The 18,782-nt window shown below is 74.0% G+C and carries 16 protein-coding genes and 1 riboswitch; of the genes, 6 read left to right on the top strand and 10 right to left on the bottom strand.

All coding sequences use genetic code 11. The features are described 5' to 3' along the window. The first annotated feature begins 105 nt into the window (after positions 1-105). Positions 106-1,107 (top strand): SCO1860 family LAETG-anchored protein, encoded by a 1,002-nt coding sequence (locus KV205_RS21080; RefSeq protein ID WP_265866049.1) that lies wholly within the window; start codon positions 106-108, stop codon positions 1,105-1,107. Positions 1,108-1,176: 69 nt separating this feature from the next. Here the strand turns inward: KV205_RS21080 and cobC are convergent, their stop codons facing one another. Beyond that, a complete protein-coding gene (gene cobC, locus KV205_RS21075) occupies positions 1,177-2,814 on the bottom strand; it encodes an Rv2231c family pyridoxal phosphate-dependent protein CobC (RefSeq protein ID WP_265866048.1) in 1,638 nt (545 codons plus the stop codon). Between the two features lie 6 nt (positions 2,815-2,820). Here cobC and KV205_RS21070 point away from each other — a divergent pair, with 6 nt between their 5' ends. Further along, positions 2,821-3,576, top strand: coding sequence for a ZIP family metal transporter (locus tag KV205_RS21070; protein WP_265866047.1), 756 nt, complete (start codon positions 2,821-2,823; stop codon positions 3,574-3,576). 2 nt (positions 3,577-3,578) lie between these two features. On the opposite strand, the gene KV205_RS21065 is transcribed toward KV205_RS21070, so the two are convergent. The 7 genes from KV205_RS21065 to KV205_RS21035 form a co-directional block, all read right to left on the bottom strand. Then, positions 3,579-4,946 carry a cobyrinate a,c-diamide synthase gene (locus tag KV205_RS21065; protein WP_265866046.1) on the bottom strand — a complete coding sequence of 456 codons (1,368 nt, stop codon included), beginning with the start codon at positions 4,944-4,946 and terminating at the stop codon, positions 3,579-3,581. Next, complete coding sequence (gene cobO / locus KV205_RS21060) at positions 4,940-5,548, bottom strand: cob(I)yrinic acid a,c-diamide adenosyltransferase (RefSeq protein ID WP_265866045.1); 609 nt, start codon at positions 5,546-5,548, stop codon at positions 4,940-4,942. The genes KV205_RS21065 and cobO overlap by 7 nt, the downstream gene beginning before the upstream one ends. Further along, on the bottom strand, positions 5,549-7,603 hold the full coding sequence (locus KV205_RS21055; protein WP_265866044.1) for a putative cobaltochelatase: 2,055 nt from the start codon (positions 7,601-7,603) through the stop codon (positions 5,549-5,551). 49 nt (positions 7,604-7,652) lie between these two features. Further along, positions 7,653-9,161 carry a cobyric acid synthase gene (locus KV205_RS21050; RefSeq protein ID WP_265866043.1) on the bottom strand — a complete coding sequence of 503 codons (1,509 nt, stop codon included), beginning with the start codon at positions 9,159-9,161 and terminating at the stop codon, positions 7,653-7,655. Continuing rightward, on the bottom strand, positions 9,158-10,162 hold the full coding sequence (locus KV205_RS21045) for a cobalamin biosynthesis protein (RefSeq protein ID WP_265866042.1): 1,005 nt from the start codon (positions 10,160-10,162) through the stop codon (positions 9,158-9,160). The genes KV205_RS21050 and KV205_RS21045 overlap by 4 nt, the downstream gene beginning before the upstream one ends. A gap of 54 nt (positions 10,163-10,216) precedes the next feature. Beyond that, positions 10,217-10,292, bottom strand: a riboswitch (cobalamin riboswitch). A gap of 152 nt (positions 10,293-10,444) precedes the next feature. Beyond that, positions 10,445-10,666, bottom strand: coding sequence for a hypothetical protein (locus KV205_RS21040; protein WP_265866041.1), 222 nt, complete (start codon positions 10,664-10,666; stop codon positions 10,445-10,447). A 20-nt stretch (positions 10,667-10,686) separates the two neighbouring features. Continuing rightward, positions 10,687-11,973 (bottom strand): inorganic phosphate transporter, encoded by a 1,287-nt coding sequence (locus KV205_RS21035; RefSeq protein WP_265866040.1) that lies wholly within the window; start codon positions 11,971-11,973, stop codon positions 10,687-10,689. Between the two features lie 403 nt (positions 11,974-12,376). Here KV205_RS21035 and KV205_RS21030 point away from each other — a divergent pair, with 403 nt between their 5' ends. After that, positions 12,377-13,504: an alpha/beta hydrolase gene (locus tag KV205_RS21030; RefSeq protein ID WP_265866038.1), complete on the top strand. Its 1,128-nt coding sequence runs from the start codon at positions 12,377-12,379 to the stop codon at positions 13,502-13,504. 150 nt (positions 13,505-13,654) lie between these two features. Beyond that, the gene (locus KV205_RS21025) at positions 13,655-15,034 is read left to right on the top strand and encodes a hypothetical protein (RefSeq protein WP_374214703.1); all 1,380 of its coding nucleotides are present in this window, start codon (positions 13,655-13,657) and stop codon (positions 15,032-15,034) included. A gap of 5 nt (positions 15,035-15,039) precedes the next feature. On the opposite strand, the gene KV205_RS21020 is transcribed toward KV205_RS21025, so the two are convergent. Beyond that, positions 15,040-15,444, bottom strand: a complete 405-nt coding sequence (locus KV205_RS21020; RefSeq protein WP_265866037.1) for a VOC family protein — start codon at positions 15,442-15,444, stop codon at positions 15,040-15,042. Between the two features lie 30 nt (positions 15,445-15,474). After that, complete coding sequence (locus tag KV205_RS21015) at positions 15,475-16,365, bottom strand: neutral zinc metallopeptidase (RefSeq protein WP_265866036.1); 891 nt, start codon at positions 16,363-16,365, stop codon at positions 15,475-15,477. Positions 16,366-16,573: 208 nt separating this feature from the next. On the opposite strand from KV205_RS21015, the gene KV205_RS21010 reads away from it, so the two are divergent. Further along, positions 16,574-18,172 (top strand): ABC-F family ATP-binding cassette domain-containing protein, encoded by a 1,599-nt coding sequence (locus tag KV205_RS21010; RefSeq protein ID WP_265866035.1) that lies wholly within the window; start codon positions 16,574-16,576, stop codon positions 18,170-18,172. Positions 18,173-18,493: 321 nt separating this feature from the next. Then, positions 18,494-18,715: a helix-turn-helix domain-containing protein gene (locus tag KV205_RS21005; RefSeq protein ID WP_006123601.1), complete on the top strand. Its 222-nt coding sequence runs from the start codon at positions 18,494-18,496 to the stop codon at positions 18,713-18,715. The last annotated feature ends 67 nt before the right edge of the window (positions 18,716-18,782 follow it).

The raw sequence follows: 18,782 nt of genomic DNA, 5'->3' as shown, positions 1-18,782 counted from the left end.
GTGCGTAAAGATTCCGGTGTCTCGAGTCGCCGGCGCCGCAGTGACCCACAGTCCCCGTGGCGAGCGGCCTGGCGACGCCATGTCTCCCGTGGGGGTTCCACCGTCTTGAACAGCAACACCTTCCGCCTGCCCGCACGCCGTACCGCCGCCGCGACCGCCGTCGCCGCCCTCGCCGTCGGACCCCTGGTCCTCGCGGCCCCCGCCGCCCACGCCACCGGCGGCAACGGCGGAAACGGCGCGCAGGGCGGCGAAGGCCACGCCACCGCCGTTGTCCTGCGCACGAGCCTCGACGTCAACCTGCTCAACAAGGCGGTGAGCGTCCCCGTGCGCGCCTCCCTCAACGAGGTCGAGGCCCCGGCCAGCGCCGAGAAGACCGCGCTCAGCGTCAAGGTGGAGGGCGCCGAGAACGGCAAGCCGGTCAGCGTGCTCAAGGCGGACGTCGCCACCTCCGAGGCGACCGTCGAAGGAAAGACCGCCCGGGGCTACGTCAACCTCGCCAAGGCCCGGCTGCACGTCCCCGGCCTGCCGCTGCTCTCCCTGGTCGAGGTCGAGAAGGTCACCTCCAAGGCCGTCTGCGAGGCCGGCAAGCACCCGGTCGCCGAGTCCAACCTGCTCGGCCACGTCACCGTGCTCGGCAAGAAGACCACCCTGTCCACCGGCGGCCAGACCAAGGTCACGGTGCCGGGCGTCGGTGAGGTCGTCCTCGACCTGTCCCGTACCTCCACCACCTCGAACACCGCCGCCGCCACCGCCCTCGAACTGTCGGTGGAGGTCAACCCGCTCAACCTCAACGTCGCCGAGGTCAAGGGCAAGGTCACCCTCGCCGAGGCCACCTGCGCCACCCCGCACGGCGACGAGCCGACGAAGGAGCCGACGCGGCAGCCGAGCGAGCAGCCCTCGCAGCAGCCCACGGACCAGCCCTCCACCGAGCCCAGCCGCGACACCGGCGTGACCACCCAGAACGGCGGCAGCACCCCGACCCAGAACCTCGCCGAGACCGGCGGCAGCTCCATGACCCCGTACCTCGCGGGCGGCGCGGTCGTACTGCTCGGCGTGGGCGGCGGCGCCCTGGTCCTGGCCCGCGGCCGCGCCCGCGCGCGCGGCTGACCGGCCCGAGGGGGAACGACCAGGGGGCGACGGAAGGGGGTGCCGCACCGGCACCCCCTTCTTCGATGTCTACCCCAGCAGCAACAGGGCCTGGTCCAGCGCCTGCAGGAACCGGTTCGTCGTCACCCGGTCCCGCACCGCGATCCGCAGCCAGTGCCGGTCGAGCCCCGGGAAGGTGTCCCCGCGCCGCACCGCGAAGCCGAGCAGCCGCAGCCGGTCGCGCACCGCGTCCGCGCCCTCGATCCGTACGAGCACGAACGGGCCCTCCGCCGCCGCGACCACCCGCACCTCGTCGAACTCCGCGAGCCCCGCCAGCAGGTGCGCCCGCTCCACCCCGATCCGCAGCGCCGCGTCCTCGGCCTCCATCAGCGCCACCGGCGCCATGCACGCCTCGGCCGCCACCAGCGCCGGCGTCGACACCGGCCACAGCGGCTGTACGCGTTCGAGCGCGGCGACCGTCTCCGGCTCCGCCAGTACGTAGCCGATCCGCAGCCCCGCGAGACCCCAGGTCTTCGTCAGGCTCCGCAGCACCACCAGACCCGGCACGTCCGTCCGCGCGGCGAGCGACTCCCGCTCGCCCGGCACGGCGTCCATGAACGCCTCGTCGACCACCAGCCACCGCCCCGGCCGGGCAAGCGACGCGATCGCCGCCGCCGGGTGCAGGACGGAGGTCGGATTGGTCGGATTGCCGATGACGACCAGATCCGCGTCCTCCGGCACCTGCGCCGGATCGAACCGGAATCCGTCCTCCGCGCGCAGCAGCACCCGCTCCACCGTGTGCCCGGCGTCCCGCAGCGCCGCCTCCGGCTCGGTGAACTGCGGGTGCACCACCACCGCCCGCCGCGCCGGCAGCGCCCGCGCGAGCAGCACGAACGCCTCCGCCGCGCCCGCCGTGAGCAGCACCCGCCGGGCCGGCAGATCATGCCGGTCGGCGACCGCGGCCCGCGCCGCCCGCCCGTCCGGATAGGCCGCCAGACCGGTCAGGGACTCGGCGATCCGCTCCCGCAGCCAGTCCGGCGGAGTGTTCGTCCGCACATTGACCGCGAGGTCGATCAGCTTCTCGTCCCGGACCTCGGCGTCGCCGTGGTGTCTGAGGTCGTGCGCGTCAGCGTCAGCGGAGGTGCCCGCAGGAGTGTCGATGTCCATGGCCGCCGTCGTGTGGGGGGTGGGGATGGGAGTGGTGCCGGTGGGGTGAGTGTGGGGCTCGCCACCGATGTACCCGTGAGTATCGGGCAACAACCGTGCGCCTGGGGAGACTTCGTTCGGATGAAGTGGTACGGAACGGGCAATGGCGCAGGTCACACGCCTGGTTTTCCGCTTCGGCACCACCAGCACCGCCCCCGGCCCCGCCGCCCGCAGCGCCGCCGCCTCCGCCACCGACGCCGTGCCCGTCGCGGCCAGCGGCCGCTCGGAGGGATGCGGTACGGCCACCCCGGCCAGCTCCGCCCTCCCGAACCCCCGCACCGGCACCCCGGCCCCGGCCCCGGCACCGAGCCGTGCCGCCGCACCGACGATCCCCGGCTCGCCCGCCCGAACGTCGAGCGTCGCCAGCGCCGTCACCGCCGCGCCCGTGAGCCCCGCCTCCCGCAGCGCCGCACCGACGAGACCGAGCACCTCGTCCGCCGTGACCCCGGACCGGGCCCCCACCCCCACGATCACGTCGACGACCACGTCGAGGTGCGCGGGGGAGGCCGCATCGGATAGCAAAGGCCCATGGCTGTAGTCGTCGCGCTCGGCGCGTTCCTGATGACGCTCTTCGGCGGCTGGGTCGCCGGACGCGTCACCGACCGCCGCCATCTCGTCCTCGGTCTCGCCGGCGGCCTGATGCTCGGCGTCGTCGGACTCGACCTGCTGCCCGAGGCCATGGACGCCGCCGGAGAGGCTGTCTTCGGCGTCCCGCAGGCCCTGCTGCTCTTCGTCGGCGGCTTCCTCTTCGCCCACGTGGTGGAGCGTCTCCTCGCCACCCGCCGCGCCTCCTCCCACGGCGCCGAGAACGGGGGCGGGGAAGGCGGGAAGCCGGGGGAGCGGACCCCGCAGGTCGGACTCGTCGCGGCCGCCGCCATGGTCCTGCACAGCCTCATGGACGGCATCGCGCTCGGCGCCGCCTTCCAGGTCAGCGGCGGCATGGGCGCCACCGTGGCGCTCGCCGTCATCACCCACGACTTCGCCGACGGCTTCAACACGTACACGCTCACCAGCCTGTACGGGAACGACCGCCGCAAGGCCGTCGCCATGCTCGTCGCCGACGCGGTCGCCCCGATCGCCGGCGCCGGCCTCGCCACCCTCCTCACCCTTCCGGAGGAACTGCTCGGCAGCTATCTCGGCTTCTTCGGCGGCGCCCTGCTCTACCTCGCCGCCGCCGAGATCCTGCCCGAGGCCCACCACGAACACCCCGCCCGCACCACCCTGCTGTGCACGGTCGCGGGCGTGGCCTTCATCTGGCTCGTGGTGGGCCTCTCCGGCGGCTGAACTCACGCCGTCGGACCGCCGGTGCAGTGCGCCACGAACCGGGCGGCGGCCTGCGGGGCCCCGGCCCAGTGCGTGTGCACATAGCTGGCGTGCACCCCGCCCCGTACGAAGCCCTCCACCCTCATCTCCGGCTGGCGCAGGCCCCAGGCCGGCTGCTCACCGGCCCCCGGCTCGATCACCGTGCGGTGGAACTCGTGCCCCCGCATCCGCGTCCCGGCCGCCGCGAGCACGCTGTCGCCGACGGCCACCGCGTCCCGGTAGCCGAGCGTGAGCCGCGGCGACATCCGCGCGTCCGCGTCGAGCACCCCGCACATCGGCCGTCCGTCGAGCGAGCGCGCCAGATAGAGCAGCCCGGCGCACTCGGCCGCGATCGGCGAGCCCGAGGCGGCGAGCTCCGCCACCGCCGCCCGCAGCTTCGCGTTCGCGGACAGCTCCTCCCCGTACACCTCGGGGAACCCGCCGCCTATGACCAGCCCACGGGTCCCCTCGGGGAGGGACTCGTCCCGGAGCGGATCGAAGGTGACGACCTCGGCGCCGGCCGCGGTGAGCAGCTCGGTGTGCTCGGCGTACGAGAAGGTGAACGCGGCCCCGCCGGCGACGGCGACGACCGGCCGGCCGCCCTGAGCCGGCCCCGCCATCTCGGTGGACCCCTCCGCCGACCACGGCTCGTCGCGCAACGCCGGCGCCGACCGCGCCAGGGCCAGCAGCCCCTCCAGGTCGCAGCCGGCCCGCACCTGCTCCGCCTGCGCCGCCACCGCCTCGACCGCCGCGGCCTGCCGCTCCGCCACCGGAACCAGACCCAGGTGCCGCGAGGGTGTCTCCACGGCGGGCGCCCGCCGGAGCACGCCGAGCACCGGCACCCCGGACTCCTCCAGGGCCTCCCGGAGCAGCGCCTCGTGCCGGTCCGTGGCGACCTTGTTCAGGATCACCCCGCCCAGCCGCACCTCCGGGTCCCAGGACGCGAAGCCGTGCACGAGCGCGGCCACCGACCGCGACTGCGACGAGGCGTCCACGACGAGCACCACCGGCGCCTTGAGGAGCTTCGCCACCTGCGCGGTGGACGCCAGCTCGCCCTGGCCCGCGGCCCCGTCGTACAGGCCCATCACGCCCTCGACGACCGCCAGGTCGCAGCCCCGCGCCCCGTGCAGGAACAGCGGCGCGATCCGGTCCGTGCCGCACATGAACGCGTCGAGGTTCCGGCCCGGGCGGCCGGTGGCGAGCGCGTGGTAGCCCGGGTCGATGTAGTCCGGGCCCACCTTGTGCGGCGAGACCGCGAGCCCACGGCCGGCGAACGCGGCCATCAGACCGGTCGCGACCGTGGTCTTGCCCGCGCCCGACGACGGCGCGGCGATGACGAGACGTGCTACCACTCGATGCCCCGCTGGCCCTTCTGACCCGCGTCCATCGGGTGCTTCACCTTCGACATGTCCGTCACCAGGTCCGCGAAGTCGACCAGCTCCTGTGGCGCGTTGCGGCCGGTGATGACGACGTGCTGCTGCCCGGGACGGTTCGCGAGCACCTCCACCACCTCGGCCGTGTCGATCCAGCCCCAGTGCAGCAGATAGGCGAACTCGTCGAGGACGTAGAACTTGTACCTCTCCTCGGCCAGGTCCCGCTTGACCTGCTCCCAGCCCTCGCGCGCCTTGTCCTCGTGCGACTGCTCGCCCTCGGCGACCTCGCGCTGGATCCAGGACCAGCCCTCGCCCATTTTGTTCCAGACGACCGTGCCGCCCTTGCCGGTCTCGCCGAGCGCCTTCAGGGCGTTCTCCTCGCCGACCCGCCACTTGGCGGACTTCACGAACTGGAACACCCCGATCGGCCAGCCCTGGTTCCAGGCGCGCAGCGCCATGCCGAAGGCGGCCGTCGACTTCCCCTTGCCGACGCCCGTGTGCACCATCACCAGGGCGCGGTTGCGGCGCTGACGGGTGGTGAGACCGTCGTCCGGAACGACGGTCGGCTGTCCCTTGGGCATTTACGCGGCCCTCCTGGTCGCAGAGTGATTGTTCTGTCCCTGTACGTCCCTGACCAGGCCGGCGATCGAGTCGGCGCGCAGCTCGTCCAGGGTGACGGCGGTGCCGCCGAGTTCACGCGCGAGGTTCCCGGCGAGGCCGAGCCGCACCGGTCCCGTCTCGCAGTCCACGACCACCGCGGCCGTGCCGTCGGCGGCGTGCAGCCGCGCCGCCCGCGCGGCGAGCGCCACCGGGTCCGCGCCGCCGCCGGTCGCCCGCCCGTCGGTCACCACGACGAGCAGCGGGCGCCGCGAGGGGTCGCGAAGCCGCTCCACGCGCAGCACGTCGTGTGCCTTGAGCAGCCCGGCCGACAGCGGGGTCCGGCCGCCCGTCGGCAGCTGTTCGAGCCGGGTCGCCGCCGCGTCCACGGACGAGGTCGGTGGCAGGGCGAGGTCCGCGGTCCGGCCCCGGAAGGTGACCAGACCGACCTTGTCGCGCCGCTGGTACGCGTCGAGCAGCAGCGACAGCACCGCGCCCTTCACGGCGCCCATCCGCTGCCGCGCCGCCATCGACCCGGACGCGTCCACCACGAACAGGACCAGATTGCCCTCCCGGCCCTCACGGGTCGCCTGCCGCAGATCGTCCCGCCGCACCACCAGACCCCGGCCGCTGCGCCCGCGCGCCTGCTGGTGCGGGGCGGCGGCCTGCACGGTCGCCGCCAGATGCAGCTTGGTCAGCGCGCCCCGGGGGCGGGTCGCGCCGGTCGTCCGCCCGTGCTCCGTACGGGCCCGGGAACGGCGCCCGGCGGCGCCCTCGCCGAGCCCGGGCACGCTCAGCATCTTCGTACGGAAGGGCTCACCGGCCTTGACGGCGGCCCGCTCGCCGGCGCCGCCGCCCTGCGGTGCGGGGGCCTTGTCCGGCGCGGGGGCCGGGGCCTCCTCGGCCTCGGCCTCGGCCTGGGGCGCGTCCCCCTGCGGCGGAATCCCACCGCCGTCATCGGGTCCGCCCCCGCCGGGCCCGCCCTCGCCCGGGCCGTCCGGCTCCGGGTCGTCGTCGGGCTCGTCCTCGCCCTTGAACTGCTCCAGGGTCTCGTCGAGCTTGTCCTCGTCGAGGCCGGGCGCGTCGAAGGGATTGCGCCGGCGCCGGTGGGGGAGTGCGAGCAGGGCCGCCTGCCGTACGTCCTCGGAGGTGACCTCCGTCCGCCCCGCCCAGGCGGCGAGCGCGGTCGCCGTCCGTGCCATCACGATGTCGGCGCGCATGCCGTCCACCTCGAACGCGGCACAGGTCGCCGCGATCTGCAGCAGCACCGCGTCGCCGAGCACCACCTCCGGCAGCAACTCCCGTGCGGCGACGATCCGTTCGCGCAGCGCCCGCTCCTCGCCCGCCCAGCGCGCGGCGAACGCCGCCGGATCGTCCTCGAACGCCAGCCGCCGCCGCACCACCTCGACCCGCTGCTCCGGCTCCCGGGAGGCGGCCACCTCCACGGTAAGACCGAACCGGTCGAGCAGCTGCGGCCGCAGCTCGCCCTCCTCGGGGTTCATCGTCCCGACGAGCAGGAAGCGGGCGGCGTGCCGTACGGAGACGCCTTCACGCTCGACGTACGAGGAGCCCATGGCGGCCGCGTCGAGCAGCAGGTCGATGAGGTGGTCGTGCAGCAGATTGACCTCGTCGACGTACAGAATCCCCCGGTGCGCGTCGGCGAGCAGCCCCGGCTCGAAGGCCTTCACGCCCTCGGCGAGCGCCTTCTCGATGTCCAGCGCCCCGACCAGCCGGTCCTCGGACGCACCCACGGGCAGCTCGACCATCCGCGCCGGCCGCGCCTCGTCCGCCCCCTCGGCGTGCGGCCCGTCCGGGCACCCCGGATCGGGCGCCCCCGGATCACAGCTGAACCGGCAGCCCACGACGACGTCCACCGCCGGCAGCAGCTCGGCGAGCGCGCGCACGGCGGTCGACTTGGCCGTCCCCTTCTCACCCCGGACCAGCACGCCGCCCACCGCCGGACTGACGGCGTTCAGCAGCAGCGCGAGCCGCAGGTCGTCCATGCCGACGACGGCGGTGAACGGATAGCGGTTGCTCATCGGTCGGTCGCTCCTTCGGGTCGTACGGAAGTGACGGTGGCGACGGGGCTCACGGCGCACCCGGCGGTACGAACGGCAGCCCCACCGGCGCGCCCTTCTCGATCAGCCGCAGCAGCGCGTCCGTGTCGGCGTGCTCCTCGATCAGGTCGCCGAGGCGGTCGAGCTGTTCCTCGCGCAGCGCGCCGAAGCTGGTGTCGGGCGCGGGCACGAAGGCCCGCCCGGCCGCGGCCGCCACCTCGCGCAGGAAGGCGCGGCGGAAGCCGTCGCTCTCCAGGGAGCCGTGCCAGTGGGTGCCCCAGACGGCGCCGACCCGGCACCCGTCCAGGAACGCCTCCCCGCCCCGTACGTCCGCGACGCCGTGGTGGATCTCGTACCCCTCGACCCGCTCGCCGAGCGCCTCGCCGACCGGCCGGGCGAGCGTCTTCTCGGGCGCGAACCGCACCCGTACGGGAAGCAGCCCCAGGCCCGCCACCGCGCCCGCCCGGGACTCGACCTCGTCGTCGATGTGCTCGCCGAGCGCCTGGAAGCCGCCGCAGATGCCGAGGATCGGGCGGCCCTCGGAGGCCCGCCGGACGAGCGCGTCGGCGAGGCCGCGCTCGCGCAGCCAGGCGAGCGCCTTGACGGTGCCGCGCGTGCCCGGCACCACGACCAGGTCCGCGTCGGCGAGCTCCTCCGGGCGGTCCACGAAGCGGACCACGACGCCCGGTTCGGCGGCCAGCGCGTCCACGTCCGTGAAGTTGGACATCAGCGGTACGGCGCAGACGGCGACCCGCAGCACGTCCGCGCCGACCGGCGGCGCCACGACCGACTCGCGCACCGCGCCGCGCAGCGAGACCCGCAGGCCGTCCTCCTCGTCGATGCCGAGCCCGTGCGCGTACGGCAGGACACCGAACGTACGGCGCCCGGTCAGGTCGTACAGCATGTCGAGGCCCGGTTCGAGCAGCGTCACGTCGCCGCGGAACTTGTTCACCAGGTAGCCGGCGACCAGCTCCTGGTCCTCGGGCGCGAGCAGCGCCGTCGTGCCGAAGAACTGGGCGAAGACCCCGCCCCGGTCGATGTCGCCGACCACGACCACCGGCAGCCGCGCGGCCCGCGCGATGCCCATGTTGACGATGTCGGTGCGCCGCAGATTGATCTCGGCCGGGCTGCCCGCGCCCTCGCAGATCACCGCGTCGTGCGTGGCGCGCAGTTCCTCCAGGCAGGCGAGGACCGGCTCGAACAGCTCCTTCTGCCGCCCGCCGTGGTAGCCGCGGGCGCTCAGCTCCCCTACCGGCTTGCCCATCAGGACGACCTGGCTGGACCGGTCGCTGCCGGGCTTGAGCAGCACCGGGTTCATCAGCGCGGTCGGCTCGACGCGCGCGGCCTGCGCCTGCATGGCCTGCGCGCGGCCGATCTCCGCGCCTTCCCGCGTCACGAAGGAGTTGAGGGACATGTTCTGCCCCTTGAACGGCGCCACCTTGACGCCCTGCCGGACCAGCCACCGGCAGATGCCGGCCGTCACGACGCTCTTGCCCGCGTCGGAGGTCGTTCCGGCGACGAGCAGCCCCCCACCCCTCACTTCGTCCTCCGCTTCACCGTGTCCTTGAAAACGCTGTCCTTGAAAACGCCGTCCGTCAGGATCCGGCCGCCCACACAGACGGCCAGGGTCAGCCAGGTCACGCGGCGGGAGAGCCGGACGGCCCGCTCGATGTCGGCGACCTCGACGGGCCGTCCCTCGCCGTTCAGGACGGGCCGGTGCTCGACCCGTCCGCCGTACGAGAGGGTGCCCCCGAGTCGTACCCCGAGCGCCCCCGCGAACGCCGCCTCCACCGGCCCCGCGTTGGGGCTCGGGTGCTTGCCCGCGTCCGCCCGCCAGGCGCGCACGGCGCCCCGCGGGTCGCCGCCGGCGACGGTCGCGAGGACGGCGGTGAGCCGGGCGCCGGGGGCGCCGGCCAGGTCGTCGAGGCGGGCCGAGGCCCAGCCGTAGCGCCGGTAGCGCGGCGACTTGTGGCCGACCATGGCGTCCAGGGTGTTCACGGCGCGGAAGCCGAGCAGCCCGGGCACACCGGCGACCGCGCCCCACACCAGCGCGCCGACGACGGCGTCGGAGGTGTTCTCCGCGACGGACTCGACGACCGCGCGGGCCATCGCGGGCCCGTCGAGCGCCTGCGGGTCGCGGCCGACCAGGTGCGGCATGCGTTCCCGGGCGACCTCCAGGTCGCCGGCGGCGAGCGCCCCGCCGATCGCGCGGGCCTCCCGGCCCAGGGTCGTACCGCCGACGACGGCCCACACGGAGGCGGCGGTCAGGGCGGCGGTGGCGGCGCGGCTGCCCCGTACCGTACGGGCGGCGAGGGCGCCGAGCGCGACGGCGCCGCCCGCGCAGACGGCGGTGTGCAGGGCGCCCCGGCCGCGGTCGTCGCGGTACAGGCGCCGTTCGACGGCGCTCGCGGCCCGGCCGAACGCGGCGACGGGATGGCCGCGGCGCGGATCGCCGAGGAGCAGGTCGACGGCGAGGCCGGCGGCCGCTCCGTACGCGAAGAGGGACGTGCGGGCGGACGGTCTGGAGCCGCGGCCGGGCATGACGCTGTGTCCTCACTCAGGGTCCGCGCCCTGGATCGACGTGACCGGCGGCGAGAGTTCCTGGCTCCCGGCCCCTCGGGGGCCGGTCACAGTGGCGGGACCGCGCCGGAATCGCACCGGACTTCCTCTTCTTGCCGCCGTAATGGCCCCGGCAGTCCACCACGCCCCGCGAACACCCGTCAACTCACCCTTGACCTGCGACGGGTCACTGTGCGAAGCACCACAAACACGGCAGTGGGGTCCCCACCCGAAGGTGCGGACCCCACTGCCGTGAACGTTCCGTCAGGCGACGATCAGATAGATGCCGTACGCCACGGCCGCCGCGCAGAGCGCGAAGCAGGCGTAGGCGCCGGTACGGGCCAGGGTGGCGGAGCCACCGGCCGCCGCGGCCTGCTCCTGCTTGCCGAGGCCGACGATGCCGAGGGTGAAGAGGCCCACGAGGGCCACGGTGGCCACGAGGCTGACTCCGAACACGGAGCCGAGGGCTGCCCAGTCGATCTTCATGCTGTTCCGGTTCCTCTTCCTCAGACCGCGGCGGCGGGGGCCGCGGGAGCGGCGGGGTCCGCGGGGTTGGGGGCGGGGATGGTGGTCTTCAGGTCCGGGTCCGCGACGGCGGCGACGGAGCCGGCGGCCGGCGGCGGGGTGACGGCGGCGATGGCGGTGGTGACGACGCCCGCGGGCTCGGCCGCGGTGTCGGTGCCGGCACCGGACTCGACGTCGTTGACGTTGGTGTGGTCGACCACCTGGCGGCGCGAGACCAGCCAGATGCCGACGCAGGAGGCGACCAGGAAGGCCGCGACCACGTACACGCCCCACTGGCCCTGGTCGGCGACGAACTCGGCACCGGCGCCGACCAGGCCGGCGGCCGGGAGGGTCAGGCCCCAGGCGACGAACATCCGGGTGGCGGTCGACCAGCGGACGACACCGCCCTTGCGGCCCAGGCCGGCGCCCATCACGCCGCCGGAGACGACGTGGGTGGTGGAGAGGGAGAAGCCGAGGTGGGCGGAGGCCAGGATGGTGGTGGCCGCGCTGGTCTGGGCGGCGAAGCCCTGCTGCGGCTGGAGGTCCGTGAGGCCCTTGCCCATGGTGCGGATGATGCGCCAGCCGCCGAGGTAGGTGCCGAGCGCGATGGCCGTACCGGCGGAGACGATGACCCAGACGGGCGGGTTGGAGCCGGGGGCGAGGACGCCGCCGGCGACCAGGGCGAGGGTGATGATGCCCATCGTCTTCTGGGCGTCGTTGGTGCCGTGGGCGAGGGAGACGAGACCGGCGGAGGCGATCTGGCCGGCCCGGTAGCCCTTCTCGGTCGTCCTGGCGTCGGTCTTCTTGTCCAGGCGGTACGTCAGGCGGGTGGCGAGCATCGCGGCCAGGCCGGCGACGATCGGCGCGGCGACCGCCGGGATGAGCACCTTGGTCACGACGCTCTCGCCGTTGACCCCGCTGAAGCCGATCGAGGCGACGGTCGCGCCGATGAGGCCGCCCATCAGGGCGTGGGAGGAGCTGGACGGCAGTCCGACCAGCCAGGTCACCAGATTCCAGAGGATCGCGCCGACGAGCGCGGCGAGGATGACTTCGGGCTGGATGCCCTCCTCGTTGACGAGCCCCTTGGAGATCGTCTTGGCGACCTCCACCGACAGGAACGCGCCGACCAGGTTCAGCACGGCGGACATGGCCACCGCCGTCTTGGGCTTGAGTGCACCGGTCGAGATGGTCGTGGCCATCGCGTTGGCGGTGTCGTGGAAACCGTTCGTGAAATCGAACACGAGAGCTGTCACGACCACAATGGCGAGCAGCAGCGTGATGTGTTCCATTTACCCAGGCAATCGTTTGACGTCAGTGGCTGCTTGAACGTACGCAACCTGGGTGAACGGAAGGTGAACTGGGTCGGGCGCAGTGGTGTCCCTATCCGGAGTGCGGAGGGTCCGCTTCCGTTTGTGTTCGTACGGATGTCCACGATGTGGTCAGGGTGCGACCCCGGGTAATCCGGGCGTTTCCGGGCCTCGCGCAACGCGCGTAGCGTCCTCCGCTCCCGCCCCGTATCGCCCCGTGGACCACGTCAGCCGCACGGAGGACCCGGCGGACGAGACCCACGTCACTCGGAGGAGTCACTCGGGGGCTCGGGGGAGCCGCTCGGAGTGGGCCCGCCGGGCCGCGCGGGACCCGCCGGGGGTCCGCCCGGTGGCAGGGCGCGGGCAGGCTGCCGACACTGGGAGCGTGCGCCCGGCTACAGCGACGGCAGCGGCCGTCACCACAGTGACAGTCCTCGGCGCGGCCGCGGTGGCGGCCGGCCGCTACGCCAGCGACGCCGCCCTCGGGGTGCCCTCGGGCCGCCCCTTCCCCGGCGATCCACGGCTCACCGTGCATGCCACCGGCCCCGGCCGGATCACCCTCACCCGCGCCCTGGCCTCCCTGCGGCCCGGCACCTACGGGATCGAGGCGGACGGCCTGCACGCGGTGATCGGCCCGGTCCTCGACCGGGTCCCGCACGCCGCCGACACCGTCGTCCGGCGGCTCGAACGGGTCGAGCTCGGCACCCTCGGCCCCGGCGCCAAGGTCCGGCTCACCCCGCAGCTGCACTGCGGCACCCCCGAGACCGCGCTCGGCCTGCGGTACGAGGACGTCGAGATCCCCGGCGAGCTCGGCAACCTGCCCGGCTGGCTCGTGCCCGGCGCGCGCGGCACCTGGGTGATCGCCCTGCACGGCCTCGGCACCACCCGCGAGCACCCGCTCAACCTGGTGCCCTTCCTGCAGCGGCGCCAGGTGCCCGTCCTCATCCCCGCCTACCGCGGCGACGCCGGCGCGCCGCCCGCCCCCGACGGGCTCGCCCACCTCGGCGACTCCGAGTGGCGCGACGTCGACGCCGCCATCCGCTACGCCGTCCGGCGCGGCGCCACCGGCGTCGTCCTGCACGGCTGGGGCACCGGCGCCTCGATGGCCCTGCACGCCGCCGCCGGCTCCGGGGTGCGCGACCGGATCCGCGGCCTGGTCCTCGACTCCCCGGTCCTCGACTGGGAGACCACCCTGCGCAACCTCGCCGCCGCCCGCCGGGTCCCCGCCGTCCTGCTCCCGCTCGCCGTCCGCGCCGCCCAGGGCCGCACCGGACTGCACGGCGACCGCATCCAGGAGGCCGCCGACCCGGCCGCCCTGCGCGTCCCGGTCCTCCTCTTCCACGGCCCCGACGACACCATCGCCCCCTGGGAGCACTCCCGCCGCCTCGCCGAGCTCCGCCCCGAGCTGGTCACCCTCACCCCGGTCACGCGCGCCCCGCACGCGGCCATGTGGAACGCCGACCCGGTCCGCTACGAGGAGGCGGTACGGCGGTTCGTGACCCCGCTCGTCTAGACGCCCCTCCGGACACCCCTCTGGAAGCCCCTCCGGACACCCCTCGTCCGGACACGGGCCCAGGGCCCGTCAGGAGCCCCGGAGGGCCCCGGCGGCGGGGTCGCCGATTCCGATTGGGCTTTCGGGCCGTCAGCGGGAAGACTGCCCTCCGTGACGTCTCGAAAGCCCGATGAACCCTTCGCGCGCAACTCCAGACTCCGACTCGTCCGTCCGGGGGCCCTCGCCACCGCACGAAAGGCCGTGACGGCCCGGCGGACCCGGCCGGCGCCGCGGCCGCCCGAGGGGACTCCGCCCCGCGCGGAACTCGCCCTACAGGCACGCGCGGTGCTCGCCGACGCGGTACGGATCGCCCGCTGGGCCGCCGTCGGCCGGCGGCCCGAGACGGCACCCCCGGACGGCGAACGGGCCGCCGCCGCACTGGACCTGACCCCCGGACAGGTCCGGGCCGGCTGGGACCGGGCGCGGCTCGCCGGGCTCGTCGAACTGCACGGCGAGACCGCCCGCCCCGGCTGGCGGCTGCAGGCCTGGGACCGGGACGACTCCGCCGTCCTTCGCGGCTGGGTCGCGCTGTTCGACGCCTGGTCGCTGGTGCACCCGGCGCCCGAGGGCGTCGCCGCCGGCGCCGTCGCCGAGGTCGTCGAGGCCGTCCCGCAGGTGCTCTCGCTGCTCCAGCTGTCCGCCGGGCCGGTCGCCGTCAGCGGACTGCTCGACCTCCTGGAGCAGCGCGTGGACGAGCTCCGCGAGGAGCGCTGCGAGGTGCCGGACCCCGGCGAGGCCGTCGAACAGGCCCCCGCCGAGGGGCTGCCGCCGCTGCTCGACTGGGCTCTGGAGGGCCTGGCCGCCGTCGGCGCGCTCACCCTCGCCGCCGCCCCCGGCGACCGGCACGCCACCCTCACCCCGCTCGGCAACTGGGCGGTCTGGGTCAAGCTGGAGCAGATCTGCGTCGCCGCGCAGAGCCCGGCCGGCAACATCGAGCAGTCCGCCGAGGACATGCTCCGCGGCTGCGCCCGGCTCACCCCCGGCCCGGCCCGCGACGAGTACCGCGCCTGGCTCGCCGCCCGCACCCTCACCAGTGCGGTGGCCGAACTCCTCGCCGTCGCGCGCGGCGAGGACGCCCTGCTGCGCGGCCTCGCCTTCGAGGCCCTGCGGGTCGTCGGCGCCCCGGCCGAGCCCGAGGTCCGCGCCGCCCTCGCGGACGCCTCGCTCCGCCCGTACGCCCTGCTCTGGCTCGCCGAGTACGAGGGCGCGGACCCGGACGAGGCCCCCGAGGTGCTGACCCGCGAGGAGGCCACCTGGCTGTGGGTGGACACCGCGGCCGCCGTCGCCGACCACGGCGAGGGCATGCTGCTCGTCCGTCACCTCGACTCCGCCGTGCAGGGCACCGTGCCCGCCCTGCTCGACGAGGTCCGCGCCGTCGGCCACCCCCGCACCGTCCAGGTCCTGGTGGCCCTCGCCGCCGCCCACCCCGACCCGGCCCTCGCGAAGGCGGTCCGCCGCGCCGCCTTCCAGGTCCACACCGGCGGGGCCTGAGGGGCTTATCCGGCGCTCGCGCCGGGGGCGTACGTCCCGAAGCTCCAGACGTTGCCCTCGGCGTCCCGCGCCATGTAGTCGCGGGAGCCGTAGTCCTGGTCGGTGGGCGGCATGACGATCTTCACGCCGTGGGCGACGGCCCGGGCGTGGTGGTCGTCGACGTCGTCCACCCGCACGTAGATGCCGGTCGGGCCGCCGCCGGACATGATCCTGTCGAAGGTGCTGCCGGTGCCCGTGCTGCCGAGCATCACCATGCCGTTGCCGTAGGACAGCTCGGCGTGCATCACCCGGCCGTCCTCGCCCTCGTACACGGCGTGCACGGTGAAGCCGAAGGCCTCCGTGAGCTGCTTGATCGCGGCCTTCGCGTCCTCGTAGCGCAGGGCGGGGCAGATGTCGGGTGCGTCGGTCATGCCGGTCGTGTCCTCTCGTCGGCCGGTGGTTCACCGGAAGGTGTTGCACTGCGCCATGTCGCCGGTGCGGTAGCCCTGGTAGAACCACTGCCGGCGCTGGGCGGCCGAGCCGTGGGTCCAGTTCTCCGGGGTGACCCGGCCCTGGAAGCGCTCCTGGATCCGGTCGTCGCCGACCGCCGCCGCCGCGTCCAGGCCGTCGCGGATGTCGTCGTCCGTGAGCCGGGTGAGCAGCGGGCGGCCCGTCTTGTCGTCCGGGGTGGTCGTCGCGTGCCGCGCCCACACTCCCGCGTAGCAGTCGGCCTGCAGCTCGACCTTCACCGCGTTGGAGTTCGCGCCGGTCCGGCCGTCCTGGGCGCGGGACAGGGTGCCCATCAGGTTCTGCACGTGGTGGCCGTACTCGTGCGCCACCACATAGGCCTGCGCGAAGGGCCCGCCGGTGGAGCCGAACTTGGTGCGCAGCTCGTCGAAGAAGCCCAGGTCCAGATAGACCTGCCGGTCGCCGGGGCAGTAGAAGGGGCCGACCGCCGAGCTGGCCTGTCCGCAGGCGGTGGGGACCTGTCGGCTGAACATGACGGTCGAGGCGGCGCCGTAGCGGCCGCCGCGCCGCGCGTACTCGGCGCGCCAGTAGTCCTGCAGGCTGTTGACGACCGCCACGATCCGGCAGTCCTCGCGGGTGTTGGCGTCCGCGCCGGTCCGGCAGCTCTGCTGCACCTGGGCGACGGAGGAGGCGCTCGCGGCCGGCTCGTCGCCGCCCGAGGACAGTCCGAGCTGCTCCGGGCCCACCCCGAAGAGCAGGCCGAGGATCAGCGCGATGACGCCCGCGATGCCGCCGCCGACCGTGGCCCGGCCGCCGGGAATGCGGCTGCCCCGGACGTCCTTGACCTCTGATGTGTCCAGGTTGGCGTCGTCGTCGAACTGCATGGCCACCGCCCTCCGCGTCTCTGCCGAGTATCAGCAGACAAGGAACGCTTCACCCGTTTTACGAGGCATGTGAGGTATGTCGCATGGCCGAAAAGCAGTTGCAGGTGCCCGTTAGACTGGCCGCATGGCCATTCTCCCCGTGCATTAGCGGCGTCGAAGCTCCGCCCAGCCGTCCTTCCGCCGTTTCCCACCGCCCTGGAGTCTGTCCGTGATCACCGCTTCCGGCATCGAGCTGCGCGCCGGCGCCCGAGTCCTCATCGAGAACGCCTCCTTCCGCGTCGCCAAGGGCGACCGCATCGGCCTCGTCGGCCGCAACGGAGCGGGCAAGACCACGCTCACCAAGTGCCTGGCCGGCGAGGGCCAGCCCGCCGGCGGCACCATCACCCGCTCCGGCGAGGTCGGCTACCTCCCGCAGGACCCGCGCACCGGCGACCTCGACGTGCTCGCCCGCGACCGCGTCCTGTCCGCCCGCGGCCTCGACGTCCTGCTCCGCAAGATGCGGCAGAACGAGGAGCGCATCGCCAACGGCTCCGGCGCCACCCGCGACAAGGCCCTCAAGCAGTACGAACGCCAGGAGACCGAGTTCCTCACCAAGGGCGGGTACGCCGCCGAGGCCGAGGCCGCGACCATCGCCGCCGCCCTCGGGCTGCCCGACCGGGTCCTCGGCCAGCCGCTGCACACCCTCTCCGGCGGTCAGCGCCGCCGCATCGAGCTCGCCCGCATCCTCTTCTCCGACGCGGACACCCTGCTCCTCGACGAGCCCACCAACCACCTCGACGCCGACTCGATCGTCTGGCTGCGCGACTACCTCAAGACCTACCGCGGCGGCTTCATCGTCATCTCCCACGACGTCGACCTGGTCGAGACCGTCGTCAACAAGGTCTTCTACCTGGACGCCAACCGCTCGGTGATCGACGTCTACAACATGGGCTGGAAGCTCTACCAGCAGCAGCGCGAGGCCGACGAGAAGCGCCGCCGCCGCGAGCGCCAGAACGCGGAGAAGAAGGCCGCCGCGCTCAACTCGCAGGCCGACAAGATGCGCGCCAAGGCCACCAAGACCGTCGCCGCGCAGAACATGGCCAAGCGCGCCGAGCGGCTGCTCTCCGGCCTTGAGGCGGTCCGCGCCTCCGACAAGGTCGCCAAGCTGCGCTTCCCGGAGCCCGCGCCCTGCGGCAAGACCCCGCTCACCGCGGAGGGCCTGTCCAAGTCGTACGGTTCCCTCGAAATCTTCACCGACGTGAACCTGGCCATCGACAAGGGCTCCCGGGTCGTCATCCTCGGCCTCAACGGCGCCGGCAAGACCACCCTGCTCCGCCTCCTCGGCGGCGTCGAGCAGCCCGACACCGGCGAGGTCACCCCGGGCCACGGCCTCAAGCTCGGCTACTACGCGCAGGAGCACGAGACCCTCGACCCCGCGCGCACCGTCCTGGAGAACATGCGCTCCGCCGCGCCCGACCTCGACCTGGTCGAGGTGCGCAAGGTGCTCGGCTCCTTCCTGTTCTCCGGCGACGACGTGGACAAGCCGGCCGGCGTGCTCTCCGGCGGTGAGAAGACCCGGCTCGCGCTCGCGACCCTGGTCGTCTCCTCGGCGAACGTGCTGCTCCTCGACGAGCCGACCAACAACCTGGACCCGGCCAGCCGCGAGGAGATCCTCGGCGCGCTGCGCACGTACAAGGGCGCGGTCGTGCTGGTCACCCACGACGAGGGCGCCGTCGAGGCGCTCGACCCGGAGCGGATCATCCTGCTCCCGGACGGCGTCGAGGACCTGTGGGGCGCGGACTACGCGGATCTGGTCGCCCTGGCCTGACCCGCCGTACTGGATCATTCGGCTCATGGGTGATCCATCATCTGAGTGAGAGCATCTCGTACCTCCGGCGCGGGCCCTGCGGAATCCTTCCGCCAGGGCCCGCGCCGCACTCGTTCCGGCCTCACCGCGCTGACCTGGCACTTCCCGTCCGAGCGCGCCGCCGGGCCGGTTCCGGAGCGTTCGGAACGATCAATTCCGGTCGTGGCGATCGGCGCCGCTCGGCGCAAGCTCGTGGCACGGACCTTGTCGAATGGGTGGCCAGGACGTCCGAGAGGGGTGATCATGAGAAGTCCAGAGCGCACTTCCCATGAGGAGGCACGGGTGGCCGAGACTCTGAAGAAGGGCAGCCGGGTGACCGGCGCCGCGCGCGACAAGCTCGCGGCAGACCTGAAGAAGAAGTACGACTCCGGTGCGAGCATCCGGGCGCTGGCCGAGGAAACCGGCCGCTCCTACGGATTCGTCCACCGGATGCTCAGCGAGTCCGGAGTCACGCTGCGCGGACGCGGCGGAGCGACACGGGGCAAGAAGGCGGCCTCGGCCTGACATCGGGCTGACACAGGGGCGGCTCGACCGGTCCACCGGGTCTCTCGGTGGCCACCCGGTCGGCCGT

Source organism: Streptomyces sp. SKN60 (genome assembly GCF_026236535.1).
Taxonomy (GTDB): Bacteria; Actinomycetota; Actinomycetes; order Streptomycetales; family Streptomycetaceae; genus Streptomyces.
Note: the sequence above shows the minus strand (reverse complement) of the source record. Positions and strands in the feature narration are given on the sequence as shown.